The organism is Nocardia sp. NPDC056564, from assembly GCF_042793755.1.
Classification (GTDB): domain Bacteria; phylum Actinomycetota; class Actinomycetes; order Mycobacteriales; family Mycobacteriaceae; genus Nocardia.
Map to the genome: position 1 here is coordinate 295938 of NZ_JBHTUR010000002.1, position 25392 is coordinate 321329.

Annotated in this window: 23 protein-coding genes and 1 riboswitch; of the genes, 14 read left to right on the forward strand and 9 right to left on the reverse strand. The window is 69.5% G+C overall.

Features of this window, described 5'->3' with window-relative positions; genetic code table 11:
• Positions 1-88: 88 nt before the first annotated feature.
• On the reverse strand, positions 89-772 hold the full coding sequence (gene cofC / locus ACFQ9K_RS05335) for a 2-phospho-L-lactate guanylyltransferase (RefSeq protein ID WP_378723333.1): 684 nt from the start codon (positions 770-772) through the stop codon (positions 89-91).
• A 31-nt stretch (positions 773-803) separates the two neighbouring features.
• Between cofC and ACFQ9K_RS05340 the strand changes: the two genes are divergently transcribed.
• Positions 804-1799, forward strand: a complete 996-nt coding sequence (locus ACFQ9K_RS05340) for an NAD(P)H-dependent glycerol-3-phosphate dehydrogenase (protein ID WP_378723332.1) — start codon at positions 804-806, stop codon at positions 1797-1799.
• A 45-nt stretch (positions 1800-1844) separates the two neighbouring features.
• Positions 1845-2948: a D-alanine--D-alanine ligase family protein gene (locus ACFQ9K_RS05345; protein ID WP_378723331.1), complete on the forward strand. Its 1104-nt coding sequence runs from the start codon at positions 1845-1847 to the stop codon at positions 2946-2948.
• 4 nt (positions 2949-2952) lie between these two features.
• Here ACFQ9K_RS05345 and ACFQ9K_RS05350 read toward each other — a convergent pair whose 3' ends face one another.
• Positions 2953-3609: a DUF3515 domain-containing protein gene (locus ACFQ9K_RS05350; protein ID WP_378723330.1), complete on the reverse strand. Its 657-nt coding sequence runs from the start codon at positions 3607-3609 to the stop codon at positions 2953-2955.
• A 163-nt stretch (positions 3610-3772) separates the two neighbouring features.
• Here ACFQ9K_RS05350 and ACFQ9K_RS05355 point away from each other — a divergent pair, with 163 nt between their 5' ends.
• The 4 genes from ACFQ9K_RS05355 (at position 3773) to ACFQ9K_RS05370 (ending at position 6693) form a co-directional block, all read left to right on the forward strand.
• Complete coding sequence (locus ACFQ9K_RS05355; protein WP_378723339.1) at positions 3773-4744, forward strand: thiamine-phosphate kinase; 972 nt, start codon at positions 3773-3775, stop codon at positions 4742-4744.
• Positions 4745-4755: 11 nt separating this feature from the next.
• Entirely contained in the window at positions 4756-5439 is a 684-nt protein-coding gene (locus tag ACFQ9K_RS05360; protein WP_378723329.1) for a uracil-DNA glycosylase, read from the forward strand.
• A 52-nt stretch (positions 5440-5491) separates the two neighbouring features.
• On the forward strand, positions 5492-5767 hold the full coding sequence (locus ACFQ9K_RS05365; protein ID WP_378723327.1) for a hypothetical protein: 276 nt from the start codon (positions 5492-5494) through the stop codon (positions 5765-5767).
• A 62-nt stretch (positions 5768-5829) separates the two neighbouring features.
• On the forward strand, positions 5830-6693 hold the full coding sequence (locus ACFQ9K_RS05370; RefSeq protein ID WP_378723326.1) for an alpha/beta fold hydrolase: 864 nt from the start codon (positions 5830-5832) through the stop codon (positions 6691-6693).
• 3 nt (positions 6694-6696) lie between these two features.
• Here ACFQ9K_RS05370 and ACFQ9K_RS05375 read toward each other — a convergent pair whose 3' ends face one another.
• From ACFQ9K_RS05375 to rpmB, 3 genes are all read right to left on the reverse strand, one after another.
• Complete coding sequence (locus ACFQ9K_RS05375; protein WP_378723325.1) at positions 6697-7476, reverse strand: enoyl-CoA hydratase/isomerase family protein; 780 nt, start codon at positions 7474-7476, stop codon at positions 6697-6699.
• A gap of 59 nt (positions 7477-7535) precedes the next feature.
• A complete protein-coding gene (locus ACFQ9K_RS05380; protein WP_378723324.1) occupies positions 7536-8042 on the reverse strand; it encodes a GNAT family N-acetyltransferase in 507 nt (168 codons plus the stop codon).
• A gap of 87 nt (positions 8043-8129) precedes the next feature.
• Positions 8130-8321, reverse strand: a complete 192-nt coding sequence (gene rpmB, locus ACFQ9K_RS05385) for a 50S ribosomal protein L28 (protein ID WP_011210730.1) — start codon at positions 8319-8321, stop codon at positions 8130-8132.
• A gap of 297 nt (positions 8322-8618) precedes the next feature.
• Between rpmB and ACFQ9K_RS05390 the strand changes: the two genes are divergently transcribed.
• Positions 8619-10268, forward strand: a complete 1650-nt coding sequence (locus ACFQ9K_RS05390) for a DAK2 domain-containing protein (protein WP_378723337.1) — start codon at positions 8619-8621, stop codon at positions 10266-10268.
• Positions 10269-12551, forward strand: coding sequence for an ATP-dependent DNA helicase RecG (recG, locus tag ACFQ9K_RS05395; RefSeq protein WP_378723323.1), 2283 nt, complete (start codon positions 10269-10271; stop codon positions 12549-12551). It abuts the gene before it with no gap.
• A 102-nt stretch (positions 12552-12653) separates the two neighbouring features.
• On the opposite strand, the gene ACFQ9K_RS05400 is transcribed toward recG, so the two are convergent.
• Positions 12654-14075 carry a short-chain fatty acyl-CoA regulator family protein gene (locus tag ACFQ9K_RS05400; RefSeq protein WP_378723321.1) on the reverse strand — a complete coding sequence of 474 codons (1422 nt, stop codon included), beginning with the start codon at positions 14073-14075 and terminating at the stop codon, positions 12654-12656.
• Between the two features lie 126 nt (positions 14076-14201).
• The gene (locus tag ACFQ9K_RS05405; RefSeq protein ID WP_378723320.1) at positions 14202-14375 is read right to left on the reverse strand and encodes a DUF1737 domain-containing protein; all 174 of its coding nucleotides are present in this window, start codon (positions 14373-14375) and stop codon (positions 14202-14204) included.
• Positions 14376-14503: 128 nt separating this feature from the next.
• Here ACFQ9K_RS05405 and ACFQ9K_RS05410 point away from each other — a divergent pair, with 128 nt between their 5' ends.
• Positions 14504-14881, forward strand: coding sequence for a nuclear transport factor 2 family protein (locus tag ACFQ9K_RS05410; protein ID WP_378723319.1), 378 nt, complete (start codon positions 14504-14506; stop codon positions 14879-14881).
• Positions 14882-15215: 334 nt separating this feature from the next.
• Here ACFQ9K_RS05410 and metE read toward each other — a convergent pair whose 3' ends face one another.
• Positions 15216-17483: a 5-methyltetrahydropteroyltriglutamate--homocysteine S-methyltransferase gene (metE, locus tag ACFQ9K_RS05415; protein WP_378722430.1), complete on the reverse strand. Its 2268-nt coding sequence runs from the start codon at positions 17481-17483 to the stop codon at positions 15216-15218.
• Between the two features lie 154 nt (positions 17484-17637).
• A riboswitch (cobalamin riboswitch) is annotated at positions 17638-17843 on the reverse strand.
• A gap of 258 nt (positions 17844-18101) precedes the next feature.
• Here metE and ACFQ9K_RS05420 point away from each other — a divergent pair.
• From ACFQ9K_RS05420 to coaD, 4 genes are all read left to right on the forward strand, one after another.
• Positions 18102-18974 carry a glycosyltransferase gene (locus ACFQ9K_RS05420; RefSeq protein WP_378722429.1) on the forward strand — a complete coding sequence of 291 codons (873 nt, stop codon included), beginning with the start codon at positions 18102-18104 and terminating at the stop codon, positions 18972-18974.
• A gap of 115 nt (positions 18975-19089) precedes the next feature.
• Entirely contained in the window at positions 19090-22488 is a 3399-nt protein-coding gene (locus tag ACFQ9K_RS05425; RefSeq protein ID WP_378722428.1) for a pyruvate carboxylase, read from the forward strand.
• Positions 22485-23036: a 16S rRNA (guanine(966)-N(2))-methyltransferase RsmD gene (gene rsmD / locus ACFQ9K_RS05430; protein ID WP_378722427.1), complete on the forward strand. Its 552-nt coding sequence runs from the start codon at positions 22485-22487 to the stop codon at positions 23034-23036. The genes ACFQ9K_RS05425 and rsmD overlap by 4 nt, the downstream gene beginning before the upstream one ends.
• A 60-nt stretch (positions 23037-23096) precedes the next feature.
• The gene (gene coaD / locus ACFQ9K_RS05435; protein WP_378722426.1) at positions 23097-23582 is read left to right on the forward strand and encodes a pantetheine-phosphate adenylyltransferase; all 486 of its coding nucleotides are present in this window, start codon (positions 23097-23099) and stop codon (positions 23580-23582) included.
• Between the two features lie 69 nt (positions 23583-23651).
• Here the strand turns inward: coaD and ACFQ9K_RS05440 are convergent, their stop codons facing one another.
• Positions 23652-24170 (reverse strand): GtrA family protein, encoded by a 519-nt coding sequence (locus tag ACFQ9K_RS05440; RefSeq protein ID WP_378722425.1) that lies wholly within the window; start codon positions 24168-24170, stop codon positions 23652-23654.
• 392 nt (positions 24171-24562) lie between these two features.
• Between ACFQ9K_RS05440 and ACFQ9K_RS05445 the strand changes: the two genes are divergently transcribed.
• Positions 24563-25309, forward strand: coding sequence for a DivIVA domain-containing protein (locus tag ACFQ9K_RS05445; protein ID WP_378722424.1), 747 nt, complete (start codon positions 24563-24565; stop codon positions 25307-25309).
• Positions 25310-25392: the final 83 nt, after the last annotated feature.

The following is a 25392-nucleotide window of genomic DNA, read 5'->3' on the forward strand; positions in this document are numbered from 1 at the left end:
CTCACGCCAACGATCATCCCCTACGAACCGGGTGGTGTGGAGCCCGACACTATGATTGCCGTGAGCGTCACCGCGCTCTGGCGATCTCCTAGCACACCCGGCGAACCGGCTGGTGAACGCGATCTGGCCAGCCGATGTCGTGCAGCGCGACCCTGGTCGCATTCCCCGCGCCGAGCTCAATCGCCAGGTCCAGGTCGTCGGCGGTGTCGACATCGAGCCGTAAACCCGGCCAATCGCCGGTCAGGTCGACCGCGCCGGCGGCGATGTGCTTGCTCGCCGAACCGGGGCCGAATCGGGGTTCCAGGCCGGCGACCGGGTCGCGGACAAGTAGCGCGGCGGTGCCGGTGCCCGCGTGATCGACCACGATCGAGCGCGAGCCGCGCGGCGCGACGCGCAGCACGTCGGCCAGTTCCGCCGGGCGCAGCGCGGGCAGATCGGCCTGCAAGGCGAGCAGATCCACCGGTCCGTGCCGGTGCCGCAGTCCGGCCGCAGCGTCGGCCAGGGCGCTGTTGAGCGGGTCGTGCTCGCCGATCAGTGGCTCGGGATGCACCGCGGCGCCCATCGACAGGGCCAGGTCGGCGACGGCGGGATCCGGGGTGACGACGGTGACCGAGACGATCTCCGCGACGGCCGCGGTGGCGGCCAGAGTGTCTGCGAGCATGGCGAGGACCAGCCGGGCCCGGTGTTCCGGGCGCAGCCGGTCGGCCAGTCGACTCTTGGCCTGATCGAGGCTCTTGACCGCGATCACGGCATGCACGGCGTGCGGGCGCATGCGTCCAATCCTTCCATGGCATATTGGGCAGATGACGAGGGCGGCAGTACTGGGCGCGGGATCTTGGGGGACCGCGTTCGCAAAGGTCTTGGCGGACGCGGGAACCGACGTCACCATCTGGGCGCGACGAGCCGAGGTCGCCGAGGTACTGCACACTCAACATCGCAATCCGTCCTACCTCACCGATATTCCGCTGCCCCCGCTGGCAGCCACGCACGACCCGGCCGTAGCGCTCGACGGCGCCGACATCGTGGTGCTCGCGGTGCCGTCGCAGTCGTTGCGCGCGAATCTCGAACAGTGGAAGGGACTGATCGCCCCGGACGCGTCGCTACTCAGTCTGGCCAAGGGCATCGAGAACGGCACATTGCTGCGGATGAGTCAGGTCATCGCAGAGGTCACCGGGGCTGATCCGAGCCGGATCGCGGTGCTGTCCGGACCGAATCTGGCGCACGAGATCGCGGTCGGCCAGCCCGCGGCCACCGTGATCGCCTGCTCGGACGTGGACCGGGCGGTCGCGTTGCAGCACGCCATCGCCACCGGCTACTTCCGGCCCTACACCAATACCGACGTGATCGGCTGTGAGATCGGTGGTGCGTGCAAGAACGTGATCGCCCTCGCCTGCGGCATCGCGTCCGGAATGGGGTTGGGGGACAACACGGTCGCCAGCATCATCACCCGCGGCCTCGCCGAGATCATCCGGCTCGGGGTCGCGCTCGGCGCGGACCCCGCGACCTTCGCGGGCTTGGCCGGAGTCGGCGATCTGGTCGCCACCTGCACCTCGCCGCTGTCGCGCAACCGCTCGTTCGGGCACGCGCTCGGCCTCGGCGGGTCGATGGAGACCGCGCAGGCGGCGACCCACGGCCAGGTGGCCGAGGGCGTCAAGTCGTGCACCTCGATTCGCGCGCTGGCCGTCGAACACGACGTCGACATGCCCCTGACCACCGCGGTGAACCAGGTCTGCCACGAGGGCATGGCGGTGCGCGAAGCGGTCGGCAACTTGCTCGGCCGACGGATCAAGCCGGAGTAGTCCCAGCGGTGTGGTCGGTGCGCCGCGCCGGGTACGGTTCGGGGCATGAATAACCGGATCCGGGTGGCTGTGGTTTTCGGCGGGCGGAGCAATGAGCACGCCGTCTCCTGTGTGTCGGCGGGCAGCGTGCTGCCGAACCTGGATCCGGCGAAGTACGACGTCGTGCCGATCGGCATCAGCACCGAAGGGGCCTGGGTGCTGGCCGATTCGAACGTCGCGGCGCTCGGTTTCCACGATCGCACGCTGCCGTCGGTGGACGGCACCGGCACGGCCCTGACCCTCACCGCAGGCCCGAGCAACTCGGGTGCGCTTGTCGCACTCGACGATCCGGGTGCCGCGCTCGGCGCGGTCGACGTGGTGTTCCCGCTGCTGCACGGACCGTTCGGCGAGGACGGCACGTTGCAGGGCATGCTGGAGCTGGCCGGCGTGCCGTATGTGGGTGCGGGCGTGCTGGCCAGCGCGGCGGGCATGGACAAGGAGTTCACCAAGAAACTCCTTGCCGCCGAAGGCTTGCCGATCGGCAGGCAGGTGGTGCTGCGGCGCGGCACCGACACGCTGAGCGAGGCGGACCGGGCGACGCTGGGACTGCCGGTGTTCGTGAAACCCGCGCGCGGCGGTTCCTCGATCGGCATCACAAAGGTCACCGACTGGGCCGCGTTGGACGCGGCGATCGCCACGGCGCGCGCCCATGATCCCAAGGTGATCATCGAGGCGGGCATCGTCGGCCGCGAAGTCGAGTGCGGCGTACTGGAATTCCCGGATGGCCGGGTGGAAGCCAGTGTGGTGTCGGAGATCCGGATCCCGGCGGAGTCCACCGCCGCGACCAACCCCGAGTTCTACGACTTCGAGACCAAGTACCTCGACGACGTCTGCGAATTCGACGTGCCGGCCAAGCTGGACGACGAGGTCTCCGACAGCATCCGCGAACTCGCGGTGCGGGCGTTCCGCGCGCTGGACTGTCAGGGACTGGCCCGCGTCGACTTCTTCATCACCGCGGACGGCCCGGTGATCAACGAGATCAACACGATGCCCGGCTTCACCCCGATCTCGCAGTACCCGCGGATGTGGGAGGCCACCGGCATCGACTACCGAGACCTGGTGTCCACCCTGATCGAGACCGCGATCGCGCGCGGAACCGGACTGCGCTGACGCCTCAGTTGGGCAGGGGGCCCGGGTCGAGGGGGGTGGCCGGGAGGGTGGCGGTGATGGTGTCGGAGACCGCTTGCAGGGGGGTGGGGCCGGAGCCGTCGGGGACGGTCAGCGCGATGTAGGTCTCGCGGTCGACGGCGAACCAGGTGCTCGCCTTGGCGGTCTGGTCGCGGGCCTCGAACCACTGGACGCCGTTCACGATCTGCAAGGCCGAGGCGCGGTTGAATTCGAGCGGGCGATCGAGGCCGCAGCGCAGCACGATCGGGTCGCCGCCGTCGCTGCGCTGCCAGGCGCGGGTGGCCGGCGGGGAGGGCTCCACGAGGGTGGATTTGGTGTAGTCGCCGAGTTCGGTCGGCAGCGCGGGGAGCAGGTTGGTGCAGGCGGGGCCGCCGGCGGCGGGCGCCGGGACCGGGCCGAGGACCAGCGGTTCGCGTTCGACGGGGGCGCGGGCGGCGAGGATCGCGAGCACCAGCACGGTGACCACCAGCACGACCGGCAACGCGACAGCCGTGGCGATGAGCGCGGGGGAGTATTGGCGCGGGCTCGCGGCCGAGTCGGTGTCCGGGGTGCCGGCCTGCTCGGTGCCGGTAGGCGGGTCCGCCTCCGTGACCTGCCCGGCCGTCTTCTTCGCCGAATCGTGGTCCGACGATTCCGCCGCCATGCTCACCGATCCTTCCTGTCGCGCTGACCGGGTGGTCGCCGCCGCGGCGGCGTGACCGGCCCGGTAGCAGTCGATTGCCCTGAAAAGGGTACCTTCGGGTCGTTTCCAGCCGGCAGTGCGTCTGAAAGGACCGGTCATCAGCGAGCACACGGGACCGAGGACGGTGCGCGAACTGGGCGAGTTCGCCCTGATCGAGCGGATCAACCGCGGCCGGGTCCAGGCGGCGAGCGTGCTGCTCGGTCCGGGCGACGACGCCGCGCTGGTCGCCGCGCCGGACGGCCGGTTCGCGGTGACCACCGACATGCTCGTGCAGGATCGGCATTTCCGGCTCGACTGGTCGAGTCCCGCGGATATCGGGCGCAAGGCGATCGCACAGAACGCGGCCGACGTGGTCGCGATGGGCGCGTGGCCGAGCGCGTTCGTGGTCGCCCTCGGTTGCCCGGCCGATACCCCCCTGGACGTGATCGACGGCCTGACCGAGGGCATGTGGGCGGAGGCGGCCAGGGCCGGTGCGTCCATCGCGGGCGGCGATCTGGTGCGCAGCCGCGACCTCGTCATCTCCGTCACCGCGTTCGGCGATCTGCGCGGCCGCCCGGCGATCACGAGAGCCGGTGCGCGCGTGGGCGACACGGTCGCCGTCGCCGGCCGGCTCGGTTGGTCCGCCGCGGGGCTCGCGATCCTCACCGCCGGCGCGGAATCCGAGGACTTCGCCGAAGCGCTTGCCGCGCACCGGGTCCCGCAGCCGCCCTACTCGGCGGTGCTGGATGTGATCGAGGTGACCGGCCTGAACGCACTCACCGACGTATCCGACGGCCTGCTGGCCGATCTCGGCCATATCGCCCAGTCATCCAGTGTGGCTATAGATCTGGATTCCGCGGCGGTGCGTGACCCCGCGCTGGAACGGCTGGCCGCGCGAATGGATGCCGATGCGGCGCAATGGATTCTGACCGGCGGCGAGGATCACGCCTTCGCCGGCACGTGGTCACCGGACTGTGACCTGCCCGCCGGCTGGGTGCGGATCGGACGCGTGTGCGCCGGTCACGGCGTCACGGTCGACGGCGCGCCCCGGCCGGGCAGCGCCGGCTGGGAATCGTTCGGTGGGGCGGACTCGGCGGGCGCGAGCCAACCACGATAAGTTGTGCGGTCATGGGCGCGAAACCACTGTCGGAAATCATCGATCCGGGATGGGCGAAGGCACTCGAGCCGGTGGCGGAACGCATTTCCGCCATGGGCGAGTTCCTGCGCGAGGAGAACGCGGCGGGCCGCGGCTACCTACCGGCCGGTGAGAACGTGCTACGCGCCTTCCAGCGTCCGTTCGACGCGGTGCGCGTGCTGGTCGTCGGCCAGGACCCCTACCCGACCCCCGGCCACGCCATGGGCCTGAGTTTCTCTGTCGCGCCGAATGTTTCGCCGGTGCCGCGCAGCCTGGCGAACATCTTCGCCGAGTACACCAAGGACCTCGGCCACCCGACGCCGTCCTGCGGCGACCTCAGCCCCTGGTCCGATCAGGGTGTGCTGATGCTGAACCGGGTGCTGACGGTGGCCCCCGGCCAGCCCGCCTCGCATCGCGGCAAGGGCTGGGAGGCCGTGACCGAGCAGGCGATTCGGGCGCTGGTCGCGCGGGACGAGCCGCTGGTCGCGATCCTCTGGGGGCGCGACGCGGCGACGCTCAAGCCGACCCTGACCGAGGCCGAGATCCCCTACATCGAATCCGCGCATCCGTCACCGCTGTCGGCCTCGCGCGGCTTCTTCGGTTCCCGCCCGTTCTCGCGAGTGAACGAACTGCTCGACGAGCTGGGCGCCGAACCCGTCGACTGGCGCCTGCCGTGAGCGGGCGTCTGTGTGTGAGTTACCTAGATTGATTCGAGTGAGGAGCTTTTCTATGCCCAACACCACTGTTCGCGGCGCTTTGCGCGGCACCACCGCCACCCTGGCCCTCTGTGCCGCCCTTGCCGGTGGCGCCGCGACCGCGAGTGCCGCGGGGCTGCCGCTGGAGCCGGCCACCGAGACCGCCTCGGCGCCCGCGAACACCCCGTCGACGCAGATCGGCGAGGAATTCACGTCCAATGGCTCCTCCACCATCTCCTCCTCGGTCAACGCCAAGGTCGCGTGCCTGTTGCAGCGCACGCTCAGCGCGTCCGGCAAGTGGGACTGCTGACCGAACCGGCGCTCGGGAGGCTCGCCCGCGAACCGTAACCGGTTCTATGCGATCCTCGGTTCGTGAGTAATGCGAACAATCTGCTCGAACCCGCGCCGCTGCGGTTGCGCGGTTCGGGCGGGCTAGAGCTGGCCGCCGACCAGTTCGGCCCGGTGGACGGTCCGCTCGTCGTCTTTCTGCACGGCGGCGGGCAGACCAGGCACTCGTGGAAACAAACCGGCGCGAAGCTCGGCGCCGCCGGCCTGCGCGTGGTCACGCTGGACGCGCGCGGGCACGGCGACAGCGCCTGGTCCGAAGACGGCGACTACCGCCGCGACACGATGGTGCGCGACCTGCTGCTCGTGCTCGAACAGCTGGGTGCGCCCGCGGTCGTGGTCGGGGCGAGCATGGGCGGCATCACCGGCCTGCTCGCCACCGCCGTCCCCGGCGGGGAGGCGATCACCGCGCTGGTCCTCGTCGACATCGTGACCAGGCCGGAGCAGGCCGGGGTGGCCCGGGTGATCGACTTCCTCGGCAAGCACCGCGACGGCTTCGACTCGCTCGAGCAGGTCGCCGACGCGGTCGCCGAATACCTGCCGCACCGGCCGCGGCCGAAGAACACCGATGGCCTGCTGCGCAATCTGCGTCAGCGCGACGGCCGCTGGTACTGGCACTGGGATCCGGACATGCTGGCCCAGCGCGTCGAGGACCCGTCGGACATGACCGAACAGATGGAATCGGCCGCGCGCAAGCTGACGATTCCGGTGCTGCTGGTCCGCGGCATGCAATCGGATGTGGTGAGTTCCGCAGGGGCAGCGGCCTTTCAGCAGTTGGTGCCGCACGCCCAGCTGGTCGAGATCGGCGGCGCGGCGCACACCGCCGCCAGCGACGACAACGACGCCTTCACCGACGCGGTCGCGAAATTCGTTGTCCAGACCGCACCATAACGATCACGCGTAGTTCGGCTTGCGCTTCTCCACGAACGCGTCGACACCCTCACGGCCGGTCGCGCCGTTGGCCGCGGCGGCGATCGCGTCGCGTTCGCGATCGAGCTGATCGCCGAGCGCCGACGAAGCCGACAGTGCCAACAGCGTTTTGATGCTCGAGTAGGTGGAACGCGGTCCGGCGGCGAGGCTTCGGGCCAGGCTCAGCGCCTCGGCCTGCACCTCGTCGTCGGCGACCAGCCGGCTGAGGATGCCGAGCCGCACCGCCGCGTCGGCGTCCAGAATCGCGTCGGTGAGCAGGATCTCGCGGGCCCGGCCGAGTCCGACGATGCGCGGCAGCGTCCAGGACATGCCGCCGTCGGGGCTGAGGCCGATGCCTGGGTAGGCCGGGCGCAGCTTGGTGCTCGGCCCGCCGAGCGCGATGTCGGCCGCGCAGACCAGGCTCATGCCCGCGCCCGCCGCCCAGCCCTGCACGCCGACGACCACCGGGACCGCGGTCGCGTCGAGCGCGCGCACGAAGTGGTGCAGATCGGTGGCCAGACCGTAGATGTGGGCGGCCCGATCGGTGGCGGCCGCGAAGCCGCGCACATTGCCGCCCGCGCAGAAGTTCGCGCCGGTGCCGGTGAGCAGGACCGCGCCGACCTCGGGACCGAGCGAGCGCAGCGCGGCGGTGCCGGCGACGATCCCGCCGAAGTCCATGGACGTGCCGTTGGCGGCGGTCGCGATGGTGATCTGCAGAACGCCGTCGACGGTGCTGACGTACCCGGCTTGCTCGGTGGAGGTCATGATCAGCACCCTATCGCGTGGAAATGCTCGCCCCGGACGGGTGCGGGGATGCCCGGCGGTCAGCTCCAGGGGCCGGCCGGGCGCAGCATCCTGACCTCGATCGACGGCGAGAACGCCTCGACGCGGCTGGTGCCGTCCAGCGCGAATCCGTGCTTGCGATAGAAGGATTGGGCGCGCGGGTTCTGCTCGAAGACCCACAGCGAGTGCTCGGCGGCCGGGTCGACCGCGGCGTACAGCAGGTCGCGGGCGACGCCCGTGCCGTACCAGTCCGAACGGACGTAGAGCGCGTTCAGTTGCCGCGCGGGTTCCGGTGGGTCGTCCAGGGTCGGGCCCGCGCCGGCGAAGCCGATCACCCGAGTACCGACCAGCGCCACCCAGGTGCGTCCGGGGTACCTGACCCGATTGCGCTCCCATTGCTCGGCGCGCCGATCGACGTCGAAGGCGTCGAGGACGTGGGTGGGCACGAGCTCGCGGTAGGCCTCTCGCCAGCAGGCGATGTGGCACTCGGCGAGACTGCGGGTGTGCTCGGCGGCAAGCGGGGCGATGCGCCAGTCGGGCCCGGTCATGGTCCCCCGTCAATGACTACGCCCCGGACCACCCGTGATGGGTGCCGGGGCGTGCGTCAATTCTCGTACTCGGGTCGGCCGGGGCGATCAGCCGCGGACGACCTTGCCCGCCTTGAGGCAGGAGGTGCACACGTTCATGCGACGGGTGTTACCCGGCGCAACCTGGGCGCGAACGGTCTGGATGTTCGGGTTCCAGCGACGGTTGGTGCGCCGGTGCGAGTGCGAGACCGACTTCCCGAAGCCGGGGCCCTTGGCGCAGACGTCGCAGACGGCAGCCATAGTCGCGAACTCCTTCATGTCATGTGGAGGACCGTCGCCCGCGGGCAACATGTCCGGAAACAATGTTTGACGTACCCCTGCCGATGGACATCGGCCAGCGCGGACCGGCAACGGCCACGCGAGGCAACCCTGCAAGGGTAGCGGGACCGCCCCCGATCCACCAAACCGGGTGCGCTCCGGACGTAGCCGGAACACCAGGCGGGTACCGGCAGTATGTCAGTCTCGCCCGCTAACCTTGCGGGCGGTGCTGGTGGCGCGACGAGTAGAGGGGTGACGGTGCCCGGTGTGCGGGATGTGATGGACGGCACGGCGTTGCTGCGCTGGGGCCGGGCCTGCCTCGACGGCCTGGCGAACCGGCGCGAGGAGATCAACGCACTCAATGTCTTCCCGATCCCGGACGCGGATACCGGCACGAATCTGCTGGCGACCATGCGGGCGGCGATGGATGCCGCCGCGGCGCGCGGTCCGGTGGACGTGCTGACCACCCATGATGTGGCGGCCGCGATGGCAGGCGGCGCGACCGTCGGCGCGCGCGGCAACTCCGGGATCATCCTCTCGCAGGTCTTACGCGGCATCGCCGAAGCCGTGCGGAACGAGCCCTTGACGGCCACGACCCTGCGCGATGCCTTGAACCGGGCCTCGGTCCTGGTCCGTGCGGCGTTGAGCGAGCCCATCGAGGGCACCATCCTCACGGTGCTCGACTGCGCGGCGGCCAGCGCGGCCGCGTGCCCGGACACCTCGCTCGCCGACGTGGCCCTGGCCGCGGCCGACGGCGCCGCCAAGGCGCTCGGTGACACACCGTCGCAACTCGGTGTGCTGCGCGCGGCCGGAGTGGTGGACGCGGGCGCGCGCGGCCTCGTGGTGCTGCTGGACAGCCTGGTCGAGCTCACGCTCGGCGAGATCCCGGTCCGGCCGGAGTACCACCCGCCGGAGCCGGTGGCCGTGCGCTCCGCCGAGGGCGATCCCGAAACCGGTTCGGCGGAACCGCGCTACGAGGTGATGTATCTGCTCGCCGACACCGATGCGGAACGGATCGCGCGACTACGCACCCGGCTCGCCGAACTCGGTGACTCGGTGGTGGTCGTCGGCGACGGCGACCGTTCCTGGTCCGCCCACGTGCACTGCGCGGACGCGGGCGCGGCGGTGGAGGCGGGTCTCGCCGCCGGAAAACTCAGCGGAATCCGCATCGAGAGCTTCGCGCCGGCCGAGCACGGCGCACCGCACGACATGACCCCCGGCCACCTCGTCACGCACACCACGATGGACTCGGAGCAGGAAACCGACGGACCGGCCGACCGCGGCGTCCTGGCCGTGGCCGCCGGCGACGGCGCCGCCGAGCTGTTCGAGGACGCCGGTGCCGTGGTGCTGGCCGGTGACGGCGTGGTGAGCGCCGCCGCCCTGCTCGCCGCGATCCGTGCGCTGCCGAACCGCGAGGTCCTCGTGCTGCCCAACGGCGCGCTGCCCGCGCACGACCTGGTCGCGGTCGGTGTCGCCGCCCGTGACGCGCACCGCGACGTCCTGCTGCTGCCGAGCGCGTCCATGGTCCAGGGATTGGCCGCGCTGGCCGTGCACGACCGCGGCCGGATCGCCGTCGACGACGCCTTCGCCATGTCCGAGGCGGCCGCGACCACCCGCTGGGGGTCGCTGCGCGTCGCACCGGAACGCGCGCTCACCATGGTCGGAACCTGCGCGGCGGGCGACGGCCTCGGCTTGGTCGGCCACGATGTGGTGGTGATCGATCACGATGTGCGCGCGGCCGGCCTGACCCTGCTGGACCGGATGCTCGCCTTCGGCGGCGAACTGGTCACCCTGCTGATGGGTGCGGCGGCGCCGGACGGCCTGGCCGGCGAACTCGCGGCACACATCGGCGAAAGCTTTCCCGGCGTGGAGGTCACCGTGTATTCCGGTGGGCAGCACGGGGATCTGGTGCAGATCGGAGTGGAGTAGATGGCGACCCTGAGTGATCGGCTCGACCATATTCTCGGCGTGAAGGCGGCGGGCTCGCTGGTCGACGCGTTCGACATGCACACGGTGGAGGACCTGCTGCGGCACTACCCGCTGCGCTACGCGACGCAGGGGCAGCCGCTCACCGAGGACGAGCCGGAGGACGGCACGCACATCACCGTGATCGGCCGGATCACCAAGGCCGAGCTGCGGCCGATGCGCAACCGGCGCGGCTCGCTGCTGAAGGTGGTGCTGGACACCGGATCCGGCACCGGCCGCGGCGTCGACGTCACCTTCTTCAACGGGGACAAGGTGAAATATGTTGTCCGGGAAGGTCTTCGGGCGATGATGTCGGGCACGGTCAGCTACTGGCGGCCGGGTCAATGGAACCTGAACCATCCGGGCTATCTGATCCTGCCGGAGAACGACGACGAGTCGGTCGGCGCGGTGAAGACCGTGCGCGGCGGCGGTGACCTGCGCGGGCTCGCGCAGAGCGCGAAAGGCGCCGAGGGCGTGGACACCTCGTTCATGGAGCGCGAGTTCATCCCGGTGTATCCGGCCACCGCGAAGGTGCAGAGCTGGGACGTGCTCGCGTGTGTGCGCCAGGTGCTCGATCAGCTCGATCCGATCGACGACCCGCTGCCGGACGACCTCCGGGCGGACCGTTCGCTGATGAAGATCTCCGACGCGCTGCGCCTGATCCACCTGCCGGAGCGCAAGACCGACATCGAACAGGCGCAGGAGCGGTTGCGCTTCGACGAGGCGCTGGCGTTGCAGCTCGTGCTCGCCGAGCGTCGGCACGAGGTGTCCGGCTGGGCCGCGCGCCCGTGTCCGCCGCGACCGGACGGGATCGCGGCCGAGTTCGAGAAGCGCCTGCCCTTCGAGCTGACCGCGGGGCAGAAGCAGGTGGTTTCGGAGATCTCCGCGGACATGTCCCGTACCCATCCGATGCACCGGTTGCTGCAGGGTGAGGTCGGCTCGGGCAAGACGATCGTCGCGCTGGAGGCGATGTTGCAGATCGTCGACGCCGGCCTGCAGTGCGCGCTGCTCGCGCCGACCGAAGTGCTTGCCGCCCAGCACTATCGGTCGCTGCGCGGGATGCTCGGCGATCTCGGCAACGCCGGTGAACTCGGCGCGGGGGAGCACGCGACCAAGGTCGTGCTGGTCACCGGCTCGATGTCGACGGCGACCAAGAAGGCGGCGCTGCTGGAGGCGATGACCGGCGAGGCGGGCATCGTCATCGGCACGCACGCGCTGATCCAGGACAATGTCGAGTTCTTCGACCTCGGCATGGTGGTCGTGGACGAGCAGCACCGCTTCGGCGTGGAGCAGCGGGACGCGTTGCGCGCCAAGGCGAAGGCGGGCACCAGCCCGCACCTGCTGGTGATGACCGCGACGCCGATCCCGCGCACCATCGCCATGACCACCCTGGGCGACCTGGAGACCTCGACGCTCACCGAACTGCCCCGCGGACGTTCGCCCATCACCTCCAAAGTCGTTCCACGCAAGCAGCATCCGAACTGGGTCGACCGCGCGTGGGAGCGCATCGTCGAGGAGGTCAAGGCCGGTCGGCAGGCCTACGTGGTGTGCTCCCGGATCGGTGACGACGAGGAAGGCGCCGGCAAGACGCGCACCGGCAAGGCGAAGGCGGCGGAGCCGGAGAAGGAGGGCCCGACCACGCAGGCCGCCATCGACGTCTTCGAGATGCTGAGCACCGGTCCGCTGTCCGAGCTCCGGGTCGGCCTGCTGCACGGGCGCCTGCCCGCGGACGAAAAAGACCAGGTGATGCGGGCTTTCAACGACGGCTCCGTCGACGTGCTGGTCTGCACGACCGTCGTCGAGGTCGGCGTCGACGTGCCGAACGCGACCGTCATGGTGATCGTCGACGCGGACCGCTTCGGCGTCAGCCAGCTGCACCAGCTGCGCGGCCGCATCGGCCGCGGCAAGCACCCCGGATTGTGCCTGCTCATCACCGATTCCGCGCCCAGCGGCTCGGCGATGGCCCGGCTGGACGCGGTCGCGGCCACCACCGACGGCTTCGAACTCGCCGTACTCGACCTGCGCACCCGCCGCGAGGGCGATGTGCTCGGCGCGGCCCAGTCCGGCACCGCCCGCTCGCTGAAGCTGCTGTCGCTGCTCGACGACCTCGAAGTCATCACCGCCGCACAGGAACTCGCCCGCGAGGTGGTCGAGGCCGACCCCGGTTTGCGGAAGCATCCCGGCCTGGCGAGCATGATGCACGCCGCGGTCGACTCCGAACGCCTGGAGTACTTGGCCAAGTCGTAACCGGCTGTCCGGCAACCGATTCGGCGACCGCAGCCGCTGCGGTCTCGCCGCGAGAGCGGACGGTCCGCATGAGTCACCCCGCCGCGGTTGCCCGCGTGGCGATCAGTGTCCGACGCGCGGATAGGGCAGGTCGGTGCTGGTGTTCTCGGTGACGGCGAGCGGGCTGCCGATGTGCGGAAACGCGCGCTGCGGGCAGGCGGTCCGCTCGCATACCTTGCACCCGGCGCCGATCTGCACCGCCGTCGCCGGATCGTCGAGCTGGAGTCCGGACGAATACACCAGCCGGTCCGCGTATTCGATGTCGCAGCCCAGCCCGATCGCGAAGTTCTTCGTCGCGGTGCCGAATCCGTGCGGCGCGGACATCGCGGTGCGCGCGATCCACAGGTACCGCCGCCCGTCCGGCATCTCCGCGATCTGCGGCAGGATCCGGCCCGGATGCGCGAACGCCTCGTGCACCACCCACAGCGGGCAGCTGCCGCCGACCCTGGAGAAGTGAAAGGCGGTGGCGGACTGCCGTTTCGAGATGTTGCCCGCGCGATCGGTGCGGACGAAGAAGAACGGCACCCCGCGCTGCCCCTGCCGTTGCAGGGTGCTCAGCCGGTGGCAGATGGTTTCGAAGCCGACCTCGAAGCGCAGGGCGAGCAGGTCGATGTCGTAGCGCAGTTCCTCGGCCGAGCGCAGGAACCGTCCGTACGGCAGCACCAGCGCGCCGGCGAAGTAGTTGGCCAGCCCGACCCTGGCCAGCGTGCGGGATTCGCCGGTGAGCGAGGGGGTTTCGGCGAGCACCCCGTCCAGCTCGGTCCCGTACAGCAGGAAGGCCAGCGTGGTGGCGATCTGAAAGGCGCGCTGCCCCGGTCGAAGTCGCCGGGCCAGGGTCAGCGTGCGGCTGTCCGGATCGTATTGCCGTTTCGGGATGGACGGGTCCGCGCCGTCGCCGCGGACCAGCACGGTGACCCCGGCGCGCTCCTCGGCGACCCGGGCCAGCTGGCGATCCAGCGAGCCGATGGTCAGCCCGGACTGCTCGAACAGCTGCTCGGCGGCGAGATCCAGCTGCGGGATGTGATTGTGATGGTCGTAGAAGAAGTCCCGCACGTCCTCGTACGGCATCGGCATGCCGGGCGCGCCGGTCGGCGCGGACACCCGGGCGGAGAGCAGGTCGAGCTGGTCGGTGGCGGCGCGCAGCCGGCGATGCATCGCGACGACGATCCTGGCCACGTCGGGCTGCCTGGTCGCCAGCTCTTCCACCTCGGTCAGCGGCGCGGTGTGCCCGCCCGCGGCGTCGATCAGCACCTCGTGCAGGTCGGACACGAGGCGGGCGTCGGAGTCCGCGGCGAAGAACTGCACGTCGAGGTCGAAGGTGGAGTTGAGTTTCAACAGCACCGGAATGGTGAGCGGGCGCTGATCGCGTTCCAGCTGGTTGAGATAGCTGGGTGACAGATCAAGCGACTTGGCCAGCGCCGCCTGGGTGAGTCTGCGTTCCTCGCGCAACCGCCGAAGGCGCGCGCCCGCATACATCTTCCGCACGGAAAGATCCTAGACCTGGACATTCGCAATCATCGCAATATCGGCACTTCTTTTGCCTGGAAATATGCTGCGGCAAGGTATTTTGCGGGAGAACCCGGCTGCGTAGCGTGCGAAGGGGGCCTGCCGCTACTCGCCGTCCCAGATCACGGCCTGCGCGGCGATCACGTCGGTGCCGTTGAACGTCACCGCGGGCGAGCCGTGCAGTCGATAGCCCTGGTCGAGCAGGCCACTGATCCGCTCGCAGAACGAGGCGTCGTCGACGCCGGTGATCAAGCGGTAACGCAGGGGACGATCGCTCATGCCGCCAGCCTAGGTCGGAGGGTCGGCGACCGCCGAAGGGTTCCGTACCGAGCAATTGCTTGGTTCAATCGAGAGGGCGTTGCGCACAACGCGGTTCGCCCGCCCGGCAGCAGAAAGTGAGCCCGCCCATGCCGACTCCCGACGAACTCGTCCGCGATATGTGCCGCAGCTGGTCCGACCCGGACCCGGACCGCATCGCGTCCTTCTTCGCCGAAGACGCCGTCTACCACAACATTCCGATGGAACCGGTGGTCGGCCGCGCCGCCATCCGGGAGTTTCTCGCGGGGTTCCTCACCACGTTCGAGGGCGTCGACTTCGACATCCATCACCAGATCACCTCCGGCAACCTGGTGATGAACGAACGCACCGACACGCTCCGCACCGCGGGCAGGGCCGTTCCGCTGCCGGTCACCGGCGTCTTCGAGGTGGCCGACGGCGCCATCGTCGCCTGGCGGGACTACTTCGACATGGGCGCCATCAACAGCGCCTTCAACCCGGCAGGCTGATCGGTTCCCGGCTGGGAAATTCATGGCAACTGGTCGGAACCGAACCGCCGCGGCACGCGTCGAAGGTGCATAGGGGCGATTCATGGAGCGGGTTTCACCAGGTGCGAGGAGGGGTTGGGATGGATGGGTGTCCCGGGTGTCATACGGCGTGGCGGCGGGGGATGAGTTCCAGGTCGCGGCGGCCACCGGTCGAACGGGCCGCCGAGCCGTGTGCGCGGTACACCTCGCGCAGGCGGCAACCGAGTTTGCGACCGGAGCCCGACGCCGAGTGAGGTGCGGTTCGGCCCCCTGCGGACGACGCAGGGGGCCGAACGTCAGCGAACTGTCGGGGCGATCAGCGCACCGACGCCGCGGCGGCAACCATGTTGCGCAGTGACGCCTCCACCTCGGCCTGGCCGCGGGTCTTCAGGCCGCAGTCCGGGTTGACCCAGAGCCGTTCGGCGGGAACGGCCTTCAGCGCCGCGCGCAGCGAGGTGGTGATCTCCTCCACGCTGGGCACCCGCGGCGAGTGGATGTCGTAGACACCTGGCCCGACGCCGAGATCGAAGCCCGCCGCGTTGAGGTCGTCGAGCACCTCCATGCGTGAACGCGCGGCCTCGATCGAGGTCACGTCGGCGTCCAGCCCGGCGATCGCGTCGATCACCTCGCCGAACTCCGAGTAGCACAGGTGGGTGTGCACCTGGGTGGCATCCGAGACGCCGGAGGTGGCGAGCCGGAACGACTGCACAGACCAGTCGAGGTAGGCCTGCTGATCGGCCTTGCGCAACGGGAGCAGCTCGCGCAGCGCCGGTTCGTCGACCTGGATGATCCGGATGCCCGCGGCCTGCAGGTCCACCGTCTCGTCCCGGATGGCCAGCGCGACCTGCCGCGCCGAGTCGCCGAGCGGCTGATCGTCGCGGACGAACGACCAGGCCAGGATGGTGACCGGCCCGGTGAGCATGCCCTTGACCGGCTTGTCGGTGAGCGACTGGGCGTAGCTGCTCCAGTCGACGGTCATCGGCGTCGGCCGCTTGACGTCGCCGAACAGGATCGGCGGCCGCACGCAGCGCGAACCGTAGGACTGCACCCAGCCCAGCTCGGTGGCGGCGAAGCCGTCGAGCTGTTCGGCGAAGTACTGCACCATGTCGTTGCGCTCGGGCTCGCCGTGCACCAGCACGTCCAGGCCCAGCTTTTCTTGCAGCGCAATCACATCGGCGACCTCGGCGCGCATCCGGCGGACGTACTCCGCCTCGTCGATCTCGCCCTTGGTGAACGCGGCCCTGGCCAGCCGGATGGCCGAGGTCTGCGGGTAGGAGCCGATGGTGGTGGTCGGCAGCGGCGGCAGCTGGAGCCGCTCCTGCTGCACCACCCGGCGCTCCTCGGCGGGCGCGCGCCGGATCGCGTCCGGGCCGAGCGCCGCCAGCTTGGCCCGCACCTGCGCGTCGTTCAGGCGTGGGTCGCTGTGCCGGGTCGCCAATGCCGCACGGGTGTCGGCCAATTCGGCGCCGATCGCGTCGGTGCCCGCGGCCAGCGCGGTGGCCAGCAGCCGGACCTCGGTCACCTTCTCGGTGCCGAACGCCAGCCACGAGCGCAGCCGCTCGTCCAGTTTGGTCTCCGCGGCCAGCGTATACGGCACGTGCAGCAGCGAGCAGGAGGTCGAAACCGCCACCGACGCAGCCGAACCCAGCAGCGTGCCCAGGGTGGACAGCACGGCGTCCAGGTCGGCGCGCCAGACGTTGCGCCCGTCGACCACGCCCGCCACCAGCAGCTTGCTCGCCAGTGCGGGCACCCCGGCCACATCGGAAACGGTTGTGCCCGCGGTGAAATCGAGCGCGATGCCCTCGATGTCGGTGCCCGCCAATGCGGTCAGCGCCGCGTCGGTGTGGCCGAAGTAGGTCGCCACCACGATCGCGGGACGCTCGGACGCCGCGGACAGCTCGGTGTAAGTGCTTCGCACCAGGGCGAGTTCGTCGTCGGTGAGGTCGGTGACCAGCACCGGCTCATCGATCTGCACCCAGCCGATGCCGGCCTCGGCCAGCTGCCGGAGCAGGTCGCGATAGAGCGGAACCAGCTCGGCGAGCCGGTCCAGCGGCGCGCCGCCGGTGGCCTTGGCCAGCTTCAGGAAGGTGATCGGGCCGATCACCACCGGACGGGCCGGTGCGCCGAGCGCCAGTGCCTCGCGCACCTCGCCGAGCAGCTTCTCCGGGTTCAGCGCGAACACGGTGTCCTGGTCGATTTCCGGGACCAGGTAGTGATAGTTGGTGTCGAACCACTTGGTCATCTCCAGCGGTTCGACCGTCTCGTTGCCGCGCGCGGCGGCGAAGTACCGGTCCAGCGGATCGGCGATCCCGGCCACCCGCGGCGGCAGCGCGCCGAGCAGCAGGGCGGTGTCGAGCACCTGGTCGTAGTACGAGAAGGTGCCGACCGGGACCGAATCCAGGCCCGCGGCCAGTAATTCGGTGAGCTGGGCGTGGCGCAGGTCGCGCGCGACCGCATGCAGCTGCTCGGCGTCGATCTTGCCCGCCCAGTAGGCCTCGGTGGCCCGCTTGAGCTCACGCCGCGGTCCGACCCTAGGTAGCCCGAGAACCGTTGCGGTGAACGGTGTCTGATTTACAACAGTCACGTTGTCTCTCCAGTGCTGGTGTCGTAGGCCCTCGCCATACGGGCGCACGCGGGCTACCGGAGATATGCCAGGAGATTCCGACAACAGCGCCCCGACACATCACGTACTGGTAGAACCGCGCGCCCAGATCCACGAGGCGGTGGCCGTCGGATACGGCGTATCCGACACGGCTGGCAGGTCTTCGGACTCACAGGCACCGGCCTCTCGGCCGACCTACTGGCCGTCGCTTCCCGGGTCTGACACCCAGTGCGTGTGACGGCGGTCGTTCCTGCTTACCGCTGCGGGACAGTCCCGGATTCCCACCGGGTTCCCTCTCGCCCGTCCGCCCTTTCGGGGCGGGCGAACTCGGCTCCGCGACACGACGACGGGGCTCCATCTCGTACGCGCGCGGTGAACCAGCTGCGCCAACCAGCATAGGGGGCGTCCGGGGTGCGTGGGGCGGCCGGGCGGAGAAGCCGGCGAAGGCCGATCGCCCGGCCGCCGAGATTTGGTCGATTGTCCAAGTCTGTGAGGAAGCCCACGGAAGTCCGGTGTAGCCCGAATTTCCGAATTGTGTCTAAAGTTGTCACCCTTGGGGGAGGGCTCCAGCGTGGGGAATCGATAGCAGGAGTGCTTGTGGTGACTGAACGGTCGGTATCGATCGTCATTCCAACGTACATCGGGACGGCCGAGGGCCGTGATCTGCTGGATGTACAACTAGACGCCTTGACACGTCAAGATTACATGGGGGAATTCGATGTTTTGATAGCCGACAACGGCTCGCCTGTCAATGTAAAGGCTCATATTGAAAGCCACGCGGCGAGGGATCGGCTCGGGCTCGCCTATGTCGACGCCTCGGGGACCCCGGGTGCCGCATTTGCACGGAATGTCGGAGCCGCGCACGCCACCGGCGAGACGTTGCTGTTCTGTGATCACGACGACCGCGCGCATCCGAATTGGATCAGCCGCATGCTCGAGTTCCTGGACGAGGGCTACGACCTCACCTGTTCTGCGATCGAGGGCGATTCGCTCAACGCGGAGCACCCGCGGCACGTCGCCAACATCCCGGCACCCGACCAATTCCAGCCACCCGGCGTTTATGCACCTGTGATCGTCGGGACGAGCATGGCGTGCCGCGCCGAGGTCTATCGCAAGCTCGGCGGACAAGATGTCAGCTACGCCGCGAACGAGGATCTGGAATTCGGCTGGCGCGCGCACCGGGAGGGGTACCGGCTCGGCTATCTCGCCGAGGCGCTCGTCGCCTATCGGTATCGCCGAGGTTTCCGGCCCGGCTATCGGCAGGGCCGTAGCAGAGGAATCGGCCTGGCGCGGCTGAACGCCGAATTTCCCGATAATGGTTTACCCGAGATTCATCTGCCGGAAGTGATGTTACGGATGATTCGGCTTCCTTTTGCCCGCGGATTAGCTCCCGAAGAGCGCGGATTGATGATCGGCCTCGCGGTCGGCCAGTTCCGCGGCGGGCTGCGGCACCGCACGATGCACTGGCTCTGAGGATGTGACGGCCGGATGAACGGATCTTCGCAACGCTGCTAGACCTCGTTGTGAAGATGCTTGCGAAGTCCCCTTCCGTGCCTGTGCGGGCGCCGGGTCCGGGTACCTTAGGCCAATGTTCACGAAAGTCTTGGTAGCCAACCGCGGCGAGATCGCCATCCGGGCCTTCCGCGCGGCCTACGAACTCGGCGTGGGGACGGTGGCCGTCTTCCCGTACGAGGACCGCAACTCGGTCCATCGGACGAAGGCGGCCGAGTCCTACCAGATCGGTGAGGAGGGGCACCCGGTCCGGGCGTACCTGTCGATCGACGCGATCATCGACGCGGCCAAGTCGGCGGGCGCCGACGCCGTCTACCCGGGATATGGCTTCCTGTCCGAGAATCCGGATCTGGCGGCGGCCTGCGCCCGCGAGGGCATCACGTTCATCGGCCCGTCCGCCGAGGTGCTCGAGCTCGCCGGGAACAAGGCGCGTGCGATCGCGGCGGCCAGGGCCGCCGGGCTGCCGGTGCTGCGCTCCAGCGCGCCGTCCGCGGACGTGGACGAACTGCTCGCCGCGTCGCACGAGCTGGACTACCCGATCTTCGTCAAGGCGGTGGCCGGCGGCGGCGGGCGCGGCATGCGCCGGGTCGCCGACGCCGAGCACCTGCGCGAGTCCATCGAGGCCGCGTCGCGCGAGGCCGAGTCGGCATTCGGCGATCCGACCGTCTTCCTCGAGCAGGCCGTGGTGAACCCGCGCCACATCGAGGTGCAGATCCTGGCCGATCAGCACGGCAACGTGATGCACCTGTTCGAGCGCGACTGCTCGGTGCAGCGCCGGCACCAGAAGGTGATCGAGCTCGCGCCCGCGCCGAACCTGGATCCCGAACTGCGCGAACGCATCTGCGCCGACGCGGTGGCCTTCGCCAAGGAGATCGGCTACAGCTGCGCCGGCACCGTCGAGTTCCTGCTGGACGAGCGCGGCAACCACGTCTTCATCGAGATGAACCCGCGCATCCAGGTCGAGCACACGGTGACCGAGGAGATCACCGACGTCGACCTGGTGCAGTCGCAGCTGCGCATCGCGGCGGGGGAGACCCTCGAACAGCTCGGCCTCAGCCAGGACACGGTCAGCATCCGCGGCGCCGCGATGCAGTGCCGGATCACCACCGAGGACCCGAACAACGGCTTCCGCCCGGATACCGGCCGGATCACCGCCTACCGCACCCCGGGTGGCGCGGGCATCCGCCTGGACGGCGGGGCCAACCTCGGCGCGGAGATCGGCGCCTACTTCGACTCGATGCTGGTGAAGCTCACCTGCCGCGGGCGTGATTTCCCCGCCGCGGTGTCGCGGGCCCAGCGCGCGCTGGCGGAGTTCCGAATTCGCGGAGTTACCACCAACATTCCGTTCCTGCTCGCCGTGCTCGACGATCCGGACTTCCGGGCCGGGCGGGTCACCACCTCGTTCATCGACGAGCGGCCGGAGCTGCTCAACCAGCGTGGCTCGGCGGACCGCGGGACCAAGATCCTGACGTATCTGGCCGACGTCACGGTGAACAAGCCGCACGGCGAGCGGCCGACGACGGTATATCCGCATGACAAGCTGCCTGCCATCGACCTGACGGTGCCGCCGCCGGACGGGTCGCGCCAGCGGCTGTTGCAGCTCGGGCCGGAGGGTTTCGCGCAGGCGTTGCGGGCGCAGAAGGCGGTGGGGGTCACCGACACCACGTTCCGGGACGCGCATCAATCGCTGCTGGCGACGCGGGTGCGGACCAATGGTCTGCTCGGGGTCGCCGGGCACGTCGCGCGGATGACGCCGGAGTTGTTGTCGATCGAGGCATGGGGCGGCGCGACATACGATGTGGCGCTGCGGTTCCTGTACGAGGACCCGTGGGAACGACTGGCCGCGCTGCGCGAGGCCGTGCCGAACATCTGTTTGCAGATGCTGCTGCGCGGCCGGAACACGGTGGGCTACACGCCCTATCCGGAGCAGGTGACGCGGGCGTTCGTGTCCGAGGCGACCGCGACCGGCATCGATATCTTCCGGATCTTCGACGCGCTCAACAACGTCGATCAGATGCGTCCGGCCATCGACGCGGTACGCGAAACCGGCACCGCCATCGCCGAAGTCGCGATGAGCTACACCGGCGACCTGGCCAACCCGGACGAAACCCTCTACACCCTGGACTATTACCTCAAGCTCGCCGAGCAGATGGTCGACGCGGGCGCGCATATCCTCGCCATCAAGGACATGGCCGGGCTGCTGCGCGCGCCGGCGGCCGCGAAGCTGGTGACCGCGCTGCGCGCCAACTTCGACCTGCCGGTCCATGTGCACACCCACGACACTCCCGGCGGCCAGCTCGCCACCTACCTCGCCGCCTGGCAGGCCGGCGCCGACGCCGTCGACGGCGCCAGCGCCGCGATGGCCGGAACCACCAGCCAGCCAGCGCTTTCCGCGATCGTCGCGGCGGCGGCGCACAGCGACTACGACACCGGCCTGAGCTTGCGGAACGTGTGCGACCTCGAGCCGTACTGGGAAGCCCTGCGCAAGGTCTACAAGCCCTTCGAATCCGGGCTGCCCGCGCCGACCGGCCGGGTCTACACCCACGAGATCCCCGGCGGTCAGCTGTCCAACCTGCGCCAGCAGGCCATCGCACTCGGCCTCGGTGACCGGTTCGAAGAAGTGGAAGCCAAATACGCTGCCGCGGACCGCCTTCTGGGTCGCCTGATCAAGGTCACCCCGTCGTCGAAGGTCGTCGGTGATCTCGCCCTCGCCCTGGTCGGTACCGGTGTCGATATCGAGGACTTCGCCGCCGATCCGGGCCGCTACGACATCCCGGACTCGGTAATCGGTTTCCTGCGTGGGGAACTCGGCACCCCGGCCGGTGGCTGGCCCGAACCGTTCCGCAGCCGGGCCCTGGCCGGCCGCGGCGCGGCGAAGCCGGAGACGCCGCTCACCGCGGCGGATGAGGCAGGCCTGGCCGGTACCTCGGCGGAGCGGCGCGCGACCCTGAATCGCCTGCTGTTCCCCGCTCCGACGGCCGAATTCAACGCGCACCGCGAGAAGTACGGCGACACCATGGGCCTGTCGGCGAACCAGTTCTTCTACGGCCTGCGCCACGGCGAGGAACACCGCGTCCAGCTGGAGAAGGGCGTCACCCTGCTGATCGGCCTCGAAGCCATCTCCGAGCCGGACGAGCGCGGCATGCGCACCGTCATGTGCATCCTCAACGGCCAGCTGCGCCCGGTCGCCGTCCGTGACCGCTCCATCGCCAGCGACATCCCCGCTGCCGAGAAGGCGGACAAGGGCAACGCGGGCCACATCGCCGCGCCGTTCGCGGGCGTCGTGACCCTGGCCGTCGCCGAAGGCGATTCGATCGCGGCCGGCGACACCGTCGGCACCATCGAGGCGATGAAGATGGAGGCCGCCATCACCGCGCCGCGGGCGGGCACCGTCGGCCGGGTCGCGATCGGTCAGGTGCAGCAGGTCGAGGGCGGCGACCTGCTGATCGAGCTGGCCGTGCGCGAGTCCGAATGACCCGGATCGTCGCCGGAACGGCGGGCGGGCGGCGGCTGCGAGTGCCGCCCGCAGGCACCCGTCCGACCTCGGACCGGGTGCGCGAGGCCGTGTTCAGCGCGCTCGACGCGCGGATCGACTTCGACGGCATCCGGGTGCTCGACCTGTACGCGGGCTCGGGCGCGCTCGGGTTGGAGGCGCTGTCCCGCGGCGCCGAGCACGCGCTGCTGGTCGAGGCCGATCGCAAGGCGGCCGAGGTGGTGCGCGGCAATATCGCCGATGTCGGGCTGCCCGGCGCGGAACTGCGCGTCGCGACCGTGGCGAGTGTGCTGGCGCTGGGCGGCGCGGGCGAGTTCGATCTGGTCCTGTCCGACCCGCCGTACGCGGTCGAGATCGACGCGGTTCTCGCCGACCTGCGGGCGCTGGCCGACGGCTGGTTGCGACCCGACGCCCTGGTCGTCGTCGAGCGGGCCCGCCGATCGCCGGAAATCGAATGGCCCGCGGGCTATTCGCCGATGAAGCCGCGCAAGTACGGCGAAACCCGCATCGAGATGGCAACTTTCGATTAGCGGTGTGGTCTCGAGCACCCTCCGTGCCGTGCGAACGGTCCCGCAGGATAGCGTCTGACCATGGCAGGAGCACTGTGCCCCGGGTCCTTCGACCCCGTGACCAACGGTCACATCGACGTCTTCGCACGGGCCGCGGCCCAGTTCGACGAGGTCGTTGTCACCGTCAATATCAACAAGAACAAGCAGGGCATGTTCACCGTCGACGAGCGCATGGAGATGCTGCGCGAGGCGACCGCCCACCTGCCCAACCTCCGGGTGGAGTCGTGGTACGGCCTGACCGTCGACTTCGCCAGGCAGCAGGGCATCACCGCCATCGTGAAGGGCCTGCGCGACGCGACCGACTTCGGTTACGAGATGCAGATGGCCCAGATGAACAAGAAGCTCTCCGGCGTCGACACCTTCTTCATCGCGACCAACCCGGCCCTCAGCTTCCTGTCCAGCTCGCTGGTCAAGGAGGTGGCGGCCTTCGGCGGCGACGTCACCGACATGCTTCCCCCGTCCGTGCACAAGCGCCTGCTCGCCCGGCTCGCGGAACGCAAGGGCTGAGCCGGACGTAAATCAGCCCCGGTCCCGAAAACATTGGGACCGGGGCTGATTCCCCTCACTCGACGAGGCTCAGAAGACCAGCCCGCGCAGGGCCAGGAAGCGCATGCCGCCGACCGCCGCGGTGATGCCGAGGATGGCGGTGGCCTCGGCCGGGCCGCCGATGGTCGGAGCCCAGACGTCCAGCGCGGCCAGGCCCGCGGTGGTGATGGCGAGGCCGACCAGGGCCAGGCCGCCGCCCTCCCACTGTGCGGTGAACCAGCCGACCCGGCCGCTCGCGTGGAAGGTGAGCTGACGGTGCAGCTCGTTGGCGATCACCGTGCTGACGATCGAGCCGACCACGTTGGCCAGCAGCGGACCGATGCCGTGCATCGCGAAGAACAGCAGCACATAGGCGATATTGCTGGAGCCGCCGACCAGCGCGAAGCGGATCAGCTGGGCGAAGGCGCGGTCGCCGCGCAGGTAGGTCATCAGCTGCTCGAACCGGGCCGACACCGGCGGTGCCGTCAGCACCGGGTATGGGCCTACCCACGGCATGAAGTAGCTGGTGGTGCTAACTCCCGCCGATCTCTGTAGATCCAGAACAGTCATGGTCTTTCCGATCGAACATGAGCCTTCGTTGGGGACAACCGCGACGGTGATCGCTTCCTTCCCACCGACTCTTGATAGGTTCCGCTCGCGCAGTGTGTTCAGTATTTACTGAACATTCAGAACCTGTCAACACTCGGTGGACCGGCTGGGCCCTTCTCTCTGGCTTCCTCAATCCCGCGGTCCCGGTGGGGGCCGCGCTCGGGATGAAGACCTTGTCGATCTTCCTATCGACGATAACACGAAGCGGAGACAGATCCTCCACTTGATTTGTGTGGCGTACGAGACACTGCGACGACACACCGGAGGGTGACTCGGCACAGACCGTGATGAGGGGCACACTGGGGCTCGGCGGACAGTTCGCCATAGAGTCGTAGGAGAGTGGGGTAGTCAGCATGTATCGCGTATTCGAAGCCCTCGACGAGCTGGTCGCCATCGTCGAGGAGGCGCGTGGCATCCCGCCGACCCGCAGCTGCATCGTGCCGCGCGGCGACGTGCTCGAACTGCTCGACGACGTGCGCGACGCACTCCCGGGCGAGCTCGACGACGCCCAGGACGTGCTCGATATCCGGGACAAGATCGTCTCGGACGCCCGCGCCGCCGCCGACGCCACGGTGACCGGCGCCAACGAGCAGGCCGGCCACACCATCGGCGCGGCGCGCGAAGAGGCCGACCGCATCCTCGCCGACGCGAAGGCGCACGCGGATCGGATGGTCGCCGAGGCGAGCGCGCACGCCGACCACCTGGTCAGCACCGCGCAGGCCGAGGCCGACCGGGTCGTCGCCGACGGCAACGCCGAGTTCGAGGCGGTCACCGGCCGGGCCCGGCTGGAATCCGAGCGAATGATCGAGGCGGGCAAGGCTTCCTACGAGCGTTCCGTCGCCGAGGGCGAGGCCGAGCGCGATCGCCTGGTCGCGCAGACCGAGGTGGTGCGCGCCGCGCACGCCGAATCCGCGCGGGTGATCGACGGCGCACACGCCGAGGCCGATCGGATGCGCGAGGAATGCGACGTCTACGTCGACTCCAAGCTCGCCGACTTCGAGGAGACCCTGAGCAACACCCTGCGCACCGTCGGCCGCGGCCGTCACCAGCTCCGCACCGGCGCGGGTGCCATCGATTACGCGGCGGACTATCGGCGCTGAGCTCCGGTCGGCATTTGGGCCGAAACGAACGCTCGCGTATCGTGGTGTGGTTGCCCATTCCCCTCGATAGTGAAGTGAGTTCG